The sequence below is a fragment of the Pseudomonas sp. 05L36 genome, from assembly GCF_056398125.1.
Genome location: NZ_JBFTOU010000003.1, coordinates 368,629 through 380,080, shown reverse-complemented (window position 1 = coordinate 380,080; position 11,452 = coordinate 368,629). Strand labels below are relative to the sequence as shown.

The following is an 11,452-nucleotide window of genomic DNA, read 5'->3' as shown; positions in this document are numbered from 1 at the left end:
TTGGTTGAATCGGGTGCTGAATCTGGCTTGGTTTGATCGCCTGGGATTGCCGCGTCTCTCCTGACCTCAATCTCTCGAACCGCCCGGTGCGGACCCGCATGCCGGGTGGTGTGGCAGGGGAACGGCAAGGCCGTCCCCTATGCCGATCTTGTACCCGGTCTACCAACCTGCGTATGGCCACCACCCAACGTTTGGTAGCGTGAGAGTGATGGCTCCTTTTTACGGTACAAGGAGTTTCACTATGTTCAAAGTCACACCCAATCCCCCGGACACTGATCCGGCATCTCCGTACGAAAGCCTCGATCTCAACCTCGGCCCCAACATCATGGCGACGCCGCGCAAGCCCAGCACCATGTTCATCGTCAATCCCGAACTCAATGTCGAGACCTTACTGGTGCATGCCTGCGAGTCGCTGGCCTCGGCCAATGTAATGGCCAACGATCTGGTGGATCATCTGGAGGGGACGAGCCGCAATGCGCTGTTGGGCATTGCGCAGGTGATCATGCTCGGTGAACTGGCAGTGAACCGGGCGCTGGATCRGCTTGATCCGCCCTGACCACAATCTCCGGATCACCRRTAGACCTGTGGGAGCGAGCTTGCTCGCGATGGCGRTGTGTCAGACACATGGATGTTGAATGTATGGCCGYCACCGCGAGCAAGCTCGCTCCCACAGGGATATGCGTATACCAATGAACATCAGGCTTGCAGCTTGAGGCCGGGAGCCTGCAACGGATCCTCCGTCAATTCCCGAATAAACAACCCCAGCAACTCCGACTGGCTGCCAATGCCCAGCTTGGCGTAGATGTTCTTGCGGTGAATCTTCACCGTCCCGGGGCTGATGTTCAGTTGTTCGGCGACCGAGGCGCTGGAGTGGCCGCGCAACAACAGTTGAACGATTTCCTGCTCGCGCCCGGTGAGGATGTGCGCGCCGAACTGGTCGAAGGCTGCGCGGATCTTGAAGTCCAGGTCCTGTGCCGGTCGCGGTTGCTGGGCCTGACGCAAGCGCCAGGCCTCATTGATGACTTGTTCGACCACCGCTTGCGCGCACTCGACCAGTTGCATTTCATCCCGGCTGAACGCACAGCTGGCGCTCGATCGCATCAACGACAACACCGCCGTGGCACCACCGCCGAGGTCGACGAAAAACGCCACTTCCTCGGCCAGACCCGTCTGCTGGTAATAGGTCAGGAAGTACTCGCCGAGGTAGAAGTGGTCGGGGGCGAACTGGCGCAAACGCCACAGCCCCGGCGCCTGCCCGCGGGTGCAGGCCAGGTAGAACGGATCGAGCAGATAGGGGCCGCACTGATAGTCATCGACATACACCGCCCGCTTGTCCGCCGAGAACGTATCGAACAACGCCAGTGGCCGGTGATTGCCTTCGTAGACAAACAACACGAAATGATCGACCGGGCAGATTTGCCGAAGCCAATGGCTCAACCCCGACAGCCGCGCATGCCCGGCAGGCAGGTCGAGCAGGTGGGCGACTCCGGTGGTCCAGAGTTTCAGTTCCTTGGGGCGCATGGCGGCTACAGGCAGAAGAGGATGGCCTTTGGATGCACAAAGTACGCCATGGCGGTTTTGCCCGTGTGGCGCGGGGCGGGTGGCGGTGCGTCGTGGCAAAGACGCACCGCAACAGGGCCAGGTGTTACCGAGTGCTACAGGGCGGGTATCAAAAATGATCGGCTGAATCCTTCAGCGAGCACTCCGGGTCGAAGGCAACAGGATCGTCAAAATCCCCAGCAACGGCAGGTACGAACACAGCATGTACACGTACTCGATGCCATGGATATCCGCCAGATGCCCCAGCAGCGCGGCGCCAATGCCGCCGAATCCGAACATCAGGCCGAAGAACACCCCGGCGATCATGCCGACGTTGCCGGGCACCAGTTCCTGGGCGAAGACCACGATCGCCGAGAATGCCGAGGCGAGGATGAAGCCGATGATCATGCTCAACACGCCCGTCCAGAACAGGTCGACGTAGGGCAGGGCGAGGGTGAAGGGGGCGGCGCCGAGAATGGAAAACCAGATCACCTGCTTGCGGCCGATCCGGTCGCCGATCGGGCCACCAAAGAAGGTGCCCGCCGCGACGGCACCAAGAAACAGGAACAGGTACAACTGCGAACTGGCCACCGACAGGTCGAATTTCTCGATCAGGTAGAAGGTGAAGTAACTGGTGAAGCTGGCCATGTAGAAGTATTTGGAGAACACCAGCAACGCCAGCACCACCAGGGCGAAGGTCACTCGCCGCTTGGAGAGGCCGTGGGTGGCCTTGCTGCCTTGCTTGAGCTTGAACAGGTTCAGGTGGTTGCGGTACCAGCGGCTCAACCCGTACTGCACGAGAATGGCGAACACCGCGAACAGGCCGAACCAGGCGACGTTGCCCTGGCCGTAGGGAATGATGATCGCGGCGGCCAGCAAGGGGCCGAAGGCGCTACCAGCGTTGCCACCGACCTGAAAGGTCGACTGCGCCAGGCCGTAGCGACCGCCCGAGGCCAGTCGCGCCACCCGTGAGGTCTCGGGGTGAAAGGTCGACGAGCCAACCCCCACCAGCGCCGAGGCCACGAGAATTGCCGGGAAGCTGCCGACCATCGACAGCATGAGAATACCGATCAGGGTGCAGACCATACCGGCCGGCAGCAGCCACGGTTTGGGATGGCGGTCGGTGTAGAAACCGATCCACGGTTGCAGCAGTGAGGCGGTTAGCTGGAAGGTCAGGGTGATCAGGCCGACCTGGGTGAAGCTCAGGCCATAGCTGGCCTTGAGCATCGGGTAGATCGACGGCAGCACGGCCTGGATCAAGTCGTTGATCAGGTGTGCCACAGCACAGGCGCCGATGACGCGCATGACCAGGGGGCTGGCCTGGCTTGCAACGGAGACGGTGGGTGAGGGTGAGCTGAGGGTAGTGGTCGACATAGGCGAGTTTCCGGATAAAAAACGCGAACTGCGAGCGCAAGACGCAGCCATTTTCAGGGTTCGACGTTATCCTATGGGCCCTGAAGACGCCCGTCTCGCGCAACTCGGGCGCTGACCATCGCAAAAAGGGCGACATGATCAAGCCATTGCAGACATTTCTTGCGGAAATCGACCAGGGCGGCTGGAGCGTTCGCAGCAGTGCGACCGACTACCCGGAAAACTGGAATATCGCGCCGCATTCCCATGAGAAGCACCAACTGATCTATGCCATCGAAGGCGTGATGGTGGTGCACACGGCAACGAGCCAATGGACGGTGCCGCCGAGCCGTGGCATCTGGATGCCGAGTGGAGAGGTGCACTCGATTCGCTGTGTGGGGCCGATCAAGATGCGCAGCGTGTTCGTGCACCCCGACGCGAGCCTGGATCTGCCCACCGAAACCCGGGCAGTGAGTGTGTCCGCATTGTTGAGTGAGCTGATCAAGGTCTCGGTCGATTTCGATTTCAACTGCAATCCGGACTCGCGGGAAGCCCGGGTGCTGCGGCTGATTCTGGATGAACTGACGATCCTGCCGACCTTGCCGTTGAACCTGCCACAGCCCACCGATCCACGGATCAACCTGATCTGCACCGCGTTGCAGCGTAATCCCGGGGATGGCTCGACGTTGTCGGACTGGAGTGCGCGATTGAGCCTCGACGCAAAAACCATCCAGCGCAGGTTGCGCAAGGAAACCGGTATGACCTTCGGCCAATGGCGCCAGCAAGCGCGACTGCTGCTGGCGCTGGAACGAATCGCCGTCGGCGAGAAGATCATCGACATCGCCGGGGAGCTGGGATACGACAGCCCGAGCGCGTTCACGACCATGTTCAAGAAGCAGTTCGGCAAGACGCCGAGTGATTTTTTCAAGTGATCCTCAGAAACGATCGAGCCGGTACGGCGCAGTCGCCGGCAGGCCGTGAGGCTGGGCTTCGATCAAAGGCGAGGCCATTTGCGCAATCATTTCCGCCGTGACCGCCGCCTGGGTCAGCCCCAGATGCTGATGACCGAAGGCGAGCAGGACCTTGCCGTGGCACACCCGGTCGATGATCGGCAGGGAGTCGGGCAGGGAGGGGCGGAAACCCATCCACGGCGTGGCAGCTTCGGCACTCAGGTCGTGTTTGAACAGGCCTTTGCTCAGGCGGTGCAACTGCCAGGCGCGCTCCATGGTCGGCGGGCATTGCAGACCGGCGAATTCAACGGTGCCGGCCAACCGCAGGCCCTCGGTCATCGGCGTCATGATGAACTTGCGCTCCAGCGAAGTGACGGCGAACGGCAAGCGCCCGTGTTCGTGGGGCAGCATCAGGTGATAGCCGCGCTCGGTGTCCAGCGGCACCTTCTTGCCGGTCAGCGCGGCGGTGAGCTTCGCTGAATGGGCGCCACAGGCAATCAATACCTGGCGACTGTTGAAACGGCCTTGATCGGTGATCAACGACACGCCGTTTTCATGCAACTGCCCGCCCTCGACCCGTTGCTTGAGGAACTGTACGCCGCTGCTTTTGGCGGCGTGGACCAGTTCGCCGACCACCCGGAAGGGATCGAGAAAGTGCCCGGTGCGCGGGAAGAACAAGCCGCCGCGGATCTGCTCGCTGAGTTGCGGCGCGGCATCGCGGACCGCCTGGGCCTGCCAGAAATCCACCGGCACTTGCTGCTGGCGCATGCGCGCCTGCAGCGCTTCGATGGCCTGTTGCGAGTCGGGGCGTTCGAACACCAGCAGCGAGCCGTCTTCCTTGAGCAACCCGGGACGCTCGATGGTCTCCAGCAACCGGTGCCAGGCGCCCAGGCTGCTTTCATTGAGCGCGCGGATACCGGCAACAGTGCGCTGGAACGGCGCCGGGCGCAGGTTCAACAACAGGCGTGCGAACCAGGGCAGGGCCCGGGGCATGTATTTCCAGTCCAGGCGCAGCGGGCCCATCGGGTCCATGAGCATGGCGGGCAGGCGTTTGAGGATCGACAGGTCGGCGATGGGGAAGACCTGCTCGGTGGCCAGGTGCCCGGCATTGCCGAACGAGGCGCCACGGCCGGGCTCCTGTTGATCGATGACCACCACCCGCCGGCCCTGGCGGGCCAGACGCAGGGCGCAGGCGACGCCGATGATTCCGGCGCCGATCACGGCAACGTCCGCCGCTGTGTGCGGGCTGTTGAAAAGGGAGTCGTTGGACATGGCCTAGGCTTCTCTCTGGCCGTCGAGCAGGCGACGCAACTGCAACGGATTGCCGTGCTTGAGCGCGGCCGGCAACAGGGCGTCGGGGAAGTCCTGATAGCAGACCGGGCGCAGGAAACGCAGGATGGCGGCGGTGCCGACCGAAGTGGTGCGTGCATCGGACGTCGCCGGGAACGGGCCGCCATGGACCATGGCGTCGCACACCTCGACCCCGGTCGGCCAGCCATTGACCAACAGGCGCCCGGCCTTGCGCTCCAGGGTTGGCAGCAAGGCCCTGGCGCTCTCCACGTCGGCATCGTCCAGGTGCAGGGTGGCGGTCAACTGGCCTTCCAGGTGTTCGATGACCTCGCGGATTTGCTCGTCGCTGGCGCATTGCACGATCAGCGACGCGGCGCCGAACATTTCTGCCTGCAGCGCCGGGTCGGCGAGAAACTCACTGGCCTGGGTGACGAACAGGTGAGCCTGGCACTGGTTCGGGGTTTCGCCCCGCAAGCCGATGGCCACCGCGTGTGCATGTTTGAGCAGTGCGTCGACTCCGGCCTCGTAGGCGTTGAAAATACCGGGTGTGAGCATGGTCTGCGCCGGACTGCGTCGTACCTGATCTGCCGCCGCATTGATGAAGCGCTCAAGGTCCGCGCCTTGGCGGGCAATCACCAGGCCGGGGTTGGTGCAGAACTGGCCGGCGCCTTGGGTGAGGGATGAAACGAAGCCTTGCGCCAGCGCTTCGGCACGCGATTGCAGTGCCGCGGGGAATAGCAGTACCGGGTTGATCGAACTCATCTCCGCATACACCGGGATCGGCTCGAGCCGTGCCTGGGCCGCGTTGTACAAGGCCATGCCACCGCTGCGCGAGCCGGTGAACCCTACCGCCTTGATGCGCGGGTCGGTGACCAGGGCGATGCCCACATCGCGGCCGGAGCCGTACAACAGCGAGAACACGCCTTCGTGCAGCCCGCACAGTTTGACCGCACGGGCCAGCGCTCGGCCTACCAGTTCGCTGGTGCCGGGGTGCGCGCCATGGGCCTTGACGATCACCGGGCAACCGGCGGCCAGCGCCGAAGCGGTGTCACCGCCGGCGACGGAGAAGGCCAGGGGAAAGTTGCTGGCGCCGAACACCGCCACCGGGCCGAGCGGCACCTGACGCTGACGCAGGTCCGGGCGGGGCAGGGGTTGACGCTCCGGTTGCGCGGAGTCGACCCGCACATCCAGCCACTCGCCTGCGCGTACGGTGCGGGCAAAGGTACGCAACTGATGGCAAGTGCGGCCTCGTTCACCCTGGATACGCGGGCGCGGCAGGCCGGTCTCGGCCACGGCGCGGTCGATCAATTCATCGCCCAGGGCTTCGATTTCGCTGGCGATGGTTTCGAGGAATTCGGCGCGGGCGTCCAGGGACGTCGCGCGATAGCTGTCCAGGGCACTCCAGGCCAGGGCGCAGGCCTGTTCGACGTGCTCGCCGCTGCCACCGTGATAGGCCGGTTCAAGGGGCAGATCAGTGGCGGGATCAATGCCGCGGATCGCTTCGCGACTGCCGGGGATGGCCTGCTGGCCGATCAACATGTTGCCTGTCAGAGTCATGGTCGTTCCTGAAAAAAAGAGGGGAGGCGTTTGCGAAAAAACGCCGTACCGCCGTGGGCGAAAATAAAAGCGGCGCGCATTGGCACGCCGCTGTACAGGCTGGATGTCAGGCGAAGTTCTGCTCGGCCGACCACTGCTCGTACCACTGACGGAACAGTGCGTACTGGTTCTCGGCATAACGACGCTGGGCATCGCTGAGCACATCGGTCTCGTTGAAGTGCAGGGCGTATTCCTTGTCGCCATTGAGCACCATCAGGTGCTTGTAGTAGAGCACCAGGTCGCAACCCTCATCGAAGGACGACAGCACGGCGAGTGCGGATTCCAGCTCCCGCGCCTGACGACGCGCCTTGGCATCGCCCTTGGCCGCTTGTTTGCTCAAGGCCACCAGGCGCAACACTTCGCGCGGCAGTGCGTTGCCGATGCCGGTGATGGCACCGGTGGCATTGCAGTTGACGAAGCCATGCACCACCTGGGTGTCGACACCGACCATCAAGGTCACGTCATCGTCCTTGGAGGTGATGTGTTCAGCCGCGTAGCGCAGGTCGGCGGCACCGCCGAATTCCTTGAAACCGATGAGGTTCGGGTACTCGCGGCGCAGTTCGAAGAACAGGTCGGCGCGGGTGGCGAAGCCGTAGTAAGGGCTGTTGTAGATCACCGCCGGCAGGCCAGGAGCGGCCTGGAGGATCGCGGCGAAGTGGGCTTTTTGCGCGGTGGCCGAAGCGCCGCGAGACAGCACACGAGGGATGACCATCAAGCCATGGGCGCCGACTTTGGCCGCGTGTGCCGCATGGGACACCGCTTCACGGCTGTTGACGGCACCGGTGCCGACGATGGTCGGAACGCCGGCGGCCACCAGGCGCGCCACGCCTTCCTGACGCTCGGCTTCGGTCAGCAGCGGCCAGTCGCCCATGGAACCGCAATACACCACGGCGCTCATGCCGATGTCGATCAGCTCGCGACCCTTGGCCACCAGTGCGTCGAAGTCCGGCTTGCGCTCGGCGGTGCATGGGGTCATCAGTGCAGGGATGCAGCCAGTGAAGATGTTATCGCTCATTTTGTTGTCACTCCTTGAAGCGTTCATTCAGATCGGGTTAGGGAAAAGGCGTGGCGGCTCAAATGCCCCAGGCAAAGGGGTCCTGTTCGTCGATCAGCAAGGTGCTGTCGGCGGTCATGCAGGCGCGGCCAGTGATGAAAGGGATGATGCGTTCGCCCTCCCATTCGTAGCTGCCGACGAATTGGCTGGCGGTGATGCTGGCCTGGACCCAGCGTTCACCGGCGGCCAGTTTTCCGTCGGCTGCCAGGCATGCCAGTTTCGCGCTGGTGCCGGTCCCGCAGGGCGAGCGGTCGTAGGCCTTGCCGGGGCACATGACAAAGTTGCGGCTGTCGGCGTGGTCGTCGTCGGCGAACAGTTCGATGTGGTCGATCAGCGCGCCGTCTTCGCCGTGGATGCCTTGAGCTTCCAGGGCCTTGAGCATTGCCCAGGTGTACTCGGTGAGGAACTCGACGTTGTCCATCTGCAACGCCTGACCGTGATCGGACACCAGGAAAAACCAGTTGCCGCCCCAGGCGATGTCGCCGTACACGCGGCCATGCCCCGGCACTTCGACCGGCACCTGTTGGCGGTAGCGGTAGGCGGGCACGTTGCGCAGGGTGACGTTGCCGTCCTCATGCAACGTGGCGCTGACCGGGCCGACCGGCGTATCGATCTTGTGCTCGCCGGGCTGGATATGCCCCAGGTAATGCAGCGAGTTGACCAGGCCGATAGTGCCGTGGCCGCACATGCCGAGGTAGCCGGCGTTGTTGAAGAAGATCACGCCGCAGGTGGCATCCGGCGACACCGGTTCGCAATACAGCGCACCCACCAGCACATCGTTGCCACGGGGCTCCAGCAGGCAGGCGCGACGCCATTGGTCATGCTGCTCGCGCAGGGCATCGCGCTTCTCAGCCATGGTCCGGCCAGGCAGTTGGGGCAGGCCCGACATCACCAGGCGAGTCGGTTCGCCGCCGGTGTGGGAATCAATGACATGTACTTTTTTCATAAACCTTTCCATTGGAAAAACTCAGAGGTTTTGCTGGCCTGAATCTCAGCGGGAAGTCTGGATGGACGCGCCAATCGGACGCTGGCCGCTGTAAACGGGATCGGCTTCGGCTTCACCGTCCTCGTCTTCCAGGCGAACCAGATGCGCCGGTACGCCGGTGGCCGCGCCCCAGTAGTAGATGCCCATCGCACAAGCCGCCACGACCAGGGTGTCGAAGGGATGGGTGAGTACGCCCATGCCGCCGAAACTGCCGAGCCAGGACAGCACGATGGTCACGGCGTAGAAGCCGATCAGCCATGCCGAAGAGCGCACTTGCTGGGCCAGGCTCAGGTGTTGGGTCGGCACGAAACGTCCGCACAGCAGGTACACCACGAACATCAGGATCTGCAGGCCGAGCAGCCAGGACACGGTGCTCCAGCCGGACCAGTAGACGATCAGCGCGGCGATGATGAACGACACCGGGCCGAGGACACCCATGCGCTTGACCTTGAACGGACGCGGCATGTCCGGCGCATTGCGGCGCAGGGCGGCCACCGACACCGGGGCCACGGCGTAGCTCAACACCAGCGCGGCGGAGACCACGTTGATCAGGGCTTCCCAGGAGGGGAAGGGCAGGGTCCAGAACACCGACAGGGCAAAGGTCAGCCACAGCGCCGGACGCGGGATGCCGGACTTTTCATCGATACGGGTGAAGACCTTGAAGAAGGTGCCGGTTTGCGCCCAGCCGTAGATCACCCGCGGTGTCGCGTTCATGTAGATGTTGCCGCAACCGCTGGGGGAGATCACCGCGTCGGCCACCACCAGATAAGCCAGCCAGCCCACACCCAATGCCAGGGCGATGTCGCGGTAGGGCAGGGCCAGTTCCTTGGCGACGCCGGCCCAACCGTTGGCGAGCATTTCGGTGGGCACGCCGCCGAGGAACGCCACTTGCAACAACACATAGATGGCGGTGGAGAGCAGTACGGAGAGGATCAATGCAATCGGAATGGTACGTTGCGGATTCTTCACTTCGCTGGCCACCGAGATGATCGGCGTCAGCCCCAGGTAGGCGAAGATAATGCCGCCGGCGGACACCGCCATCTCGACACCTGACAGCCCGAACGGCATGAAGCCCTGGGACTGGAAGTTCTCCGGTTTGAAGAAAGTGAACAGCACGCCGATCACCAGCAACGGCACGATGAACTTGAACAGGCTGATCAGGTTGTTGGCCTTGGCGAAGGTTTTCACGCTGTAGTAGTTGAGCATGAAGAACAGGCACAGCAGGCCGAACTGCACCAGCCAGCCTAGCGCCGTTGGATTGCTGGAACCGGCCTGGGTCAATGCGGGAAACCACGCAGCGGCATACTGGCGCGCGGCGACCACCTCGATGGCCACCAGGCTGGAAAACGCGATCAGCGTGATGAAGCCCATCAGGTAACCCAGCAGCGGGCCGTGGGAGTAAACCGGGTAGCGAATCACACCGCCGGCACGGGGCAGCGCCGCGCCGAGTTCACAGTAGACGATGCCCAACAGCAGCACCGCAAAACCGCCCAGCAGCCAGGAAAAGATCCCCGCCGGCCCCGCGATGGCGGACACGTGACTGGCTGCGAACAGCCAGCCGGAGCCGAAGATCGCCCCCAGTCCGATAAACGTAAGGTCTATCAACGAAAGTTGTTTTTTGAACTTGCCTTGGCCTGACATGGCATCGCCTTCTTGTGAGTTATTGGATAGGCAGGTGTGCACTTCAAATCGCCCTTTTCGGTTTTGCCGAGGAGGGCGGTGGCCATAGAGTGAACTCGGCGGCTTACTCGCGATTGATGTTTTCCTTGGGTGTCGATGACGAAATCAGCACAATGGGCAATGTCTGATTTTTGCGAGGGACCGGTTGATGACTCAGGATGCGTTTGCGCTGTTGTGCCAGGGCGACGACTCGAACCGCCCCGAAACCATCGAACAACTGCTGGCCGGCGTGGCGCTGCTGCTGCCCATGCTCGATGTCATTCCCAATGCGGCGATCTTCATCAAGGATGTGCAGGCGCGCTATGTCATGGCCAATCGCACGCTGGTGCAACGCTGTGGCTTGAAGCAGCTAAAACCTCTGCTGGGGAAAACCAGCGCCGAGGTGTTTCCCGAACAATTGGGGCCTGGTTACACCGAACAGGACCGGCGGGTGCTGGAGCAAGGTCTGGTGCTGGAAGACCAGCTGGAGTTGCATCTGTACGGCAGCCGGGAGCCGGGCTGGTGCCTGACCCATAAACGACCCTTGTATAACCGCCACAATGAAATCATCGGCTTGGCGGGCATCTCGGTCGACCTGCAATCGGCCAGCGACACGCACCCGGCGTACCAGCGCCTGGCGGCGGTGGACGAGCACATTCGCGCGCATTTCAACCGTCGCGTCACCCTCGGCGAGTTGACGCGGATCGCCGGCATTTCAGTGGCGCAGCTGGAACGTTACTGCAAGCGCGTGTTCCACCTGACGCCCCGGCAGATGATCCAGAAGGTTCGCCTGGAGCATGCGCATCGGTTGCTCCACACCGATATGCCGATCACCGAGGTTGCCCTGCAGTGCGGCTATACCGACCACAGCGCGTTCACCCGGCAGTTCAAGGCCTTGACCGGCTTCACCCCGCGCCAGTACCGCCAGGCCACGGGACACGAGCAGCCGTCCGGTCTGGATTAGCGACGCGCCAGGGATCGCCCTGTAAACTGGCCGCGCAAAAGGCGCCTGCCTTATCCTTTCAAGCA

The 11,452-nt window shown here is 62.9% G+C and carries 10 protein-coding genes; 3 read left to right on the top strand and 7 right to left on the bottom strand.

Annotation, left to right across the window (positions count from 1 at the left end):
- The first annotated feature begins 241 nt into the window (after window positions 1-241).
- Window positions 242-556: a DUF6124 family protein gene (locus tag AC1DKH_RS05545; RefSeq protein WP_477797675.1), complete on the top strand. Its 315-nt coding sequence runs from the start codon at window positions 242-244 to the stop codon at window positions 554-556.
- 140 nt (window positions 557-696) lie between these two features.
- Here AC1DKH_RS05545 and AC1DKH_RS05540 read toward each other — a convergent pair whose 3' ends face one another.
- Window positions 697-1,521 carry a helix-turn-helix transcriptional regulator gene (locus AC1DKH_RS05540; protein ID WP_477753983.1) on the bottom strand — a complete coding sequence of 275 codons (825 nt, stop codon included), beginning with the start codon at window positions 1,519-1,521 and terminating at the stop codon, window positions 697-699.
- A gap of 171 nt (window positions 1,522-1,692) precedes the next feature.
- Entirely contained in the window at window positions 1,693-2,913 is a 1,221-nt protein-coding gene (locus tag AC1DKH_RS05535; protein WP_477797674.1) for an MFS transporter, read from the bottom strand.
- Between the two features lie 134 nt (window positions 2,914-3,047).
- On the opposite strand from AC1DKH_RS05535, the gene AC1DKH_RS05530 reads away from it, so the two are divergent.
- Window positions 3,048-3,821 (top strand): AraC family transcriptional regulator, encoded by a 774-nt coding sequence (locus tag AC1DKH_RS05530; protein ID WP_477797673.1) that lies wholly within the window; start codon window positions 3,048-3,050, stop codon window positions 3,819-3,821.
- Between the two features lie 3 nt (window positions 3,822-3,824).
- Here AC1DKH_RS05530 and AC1DKH_RS05525 read toward each other — a convergent pair whose 3' ends face one another.
- The 5 genes from AC1DKH_RS05525 to AC1DKH_RS05505 all read right to left on the bottom strand — a co-directional run bounded on the left by AC1DKH_RS05525 (window position 3,825) and on the right by AC1DKH_RS05505 (window position 10,405).
- Entirely contained in the window at window positions 3,825-5,111 is a 1,287-nt protein-coding gene (locus tag AC1DKH_RS05525) for an NAD(P)/FAD-dependent oxidoreductase (protein ID WP_477797672.1), read from the bottom strand.
- Between the two features lie 3 nt (window positions 5,112-5,114).
- Window positions 5,115-6,686, bottom strand: a complete 1,572-nt coding sequence (locus tag AC1DKH_RS05520; protein ID WP_477797671.1) for an aldehyde dehydrogenase (NADP(+)) — start codon at window positions 6,684-6,686, stop codon at window positions 5,115-5,117.
- A 106-nt stretch (window positions 6,687-6,792) separates the two neighbouring features.
- Entirely contained in the window at window positions 6,793-7,740 is a 948-nt protein-coding gene (locus tag AC1DKH_RS05515; protein WP_477753978.1) for a dihydrodipicolinate synthase family protein, read from the bottom strand.
- 58 nt (window positions 7,741-7,798) lie between these two features.
- Window positions 7,799-8,725, bottom strand: a complete 927-nt coding sequence (locus AC1DKH_RS05510) for a 4-hydroxyproline epimerase (protein ID WP_477797670.1) — start codon at window positions 8,723-8,725, stop codon at window positions 7,799-7,801.
- A 45-nt stretch (window positions 8,726-8,770) separates the two neighbouring features.
- On the bottom strand, window positions 8,771-10,405 hold the full coding sequence (locus AC1DKH_RS05505) for an APC family permease (RefSeq protein WP_477797669.1): 1,635 nt from the start codon (window positions 10,403-10,405) through the stop codon (window positions 8,771-8,773).
- A gap of 187 nt (window positions 10,406-10,592) precedes the next feature.
- On the opposite strand from AC1DKH_RS05505, the gene AC1DKH_RS05500 reads away from it, so the two are divergent.
- Window positions 10,593-11,387: a PAS domain-containing protein gene (locus AC1DKH_RS05500; RefSeq protein WP_477797668.1), complete on the top strand. Its 795-nt coding sequence runs from the start codon at window positions 10,593-10,595 to the stop codon at window positions 11,385-11,387.
- Window positions 11,388-11,452: the final 65 nt, after the last annotated feature.

Bases quoted from the DNA above. Each gene is read 5' to 3' on its own strand.
- AC1DKH_RS05540 (WP_477753983.1), bottom strand. From the start codon at position 1,521: ATGCGCCCCAAGGAACTGAAACTCTGGACCACCGGAGTCGCCCACCTG.
- AC1DKH_RS05535 (WP_477797674.1), bottom strand. From the start codon at position 2,913: ATGTCGACCACTACCCTCAGCTCACCCTCACCCACCGTCTCCGTTGCA.
- AC1DKH_RS05530 (WP_477797673.1), top strand. From the start codon at position 3,048: ATGATCAAGCCATTGCAGACATTTCTTGCGGAAATCGACCAGGGCGGC.
- AC1DKH_RS05525 (WP_477797672.1), bottom strand. From the start codon at position 5,111: ATGTCCAACGACTCCCTTTTCAACAGCCCGCACACAGCGGCGGACGTT.
- AC1DKH_RS05520 (WP_477797671.1), bottom strand. From the start codon at position 6,686: ATGACTCTGACAGGCAACATGTTGATCGGCCAGCAGGCCATCCCCGGC.
- AC1DKH_RS05515 (WP_477753978.1), bottom strand. From the start codon at position 7,740: ATGAGCGATAACATCTTCACTGGCTGCATCCCTGCACTGATGACCCCA.
- AC1DKH_RS05510 (WP_477797670.1), bottom strand. From the start codon at position 8,725: ATGAAAAAAGTACATGTCATTGATTCCCACACCGGCGGCGAACCGACT.
- AC1DKH_RS05505 (WP_477797669.1), bottom strand. From the start codon at position 10,405: ATGTCAGGCCAAGGCAAGTTCAAAAAACAACTTTCGTTGATAGACCTT.
- AC1DKH_RS05500 (WP_477797668.1), top strand. From the start codon at position 10,593: ATGACTCAGGATGCGTTTGCGCTGTTGTGCCAGGGCGACGACTCGAAC.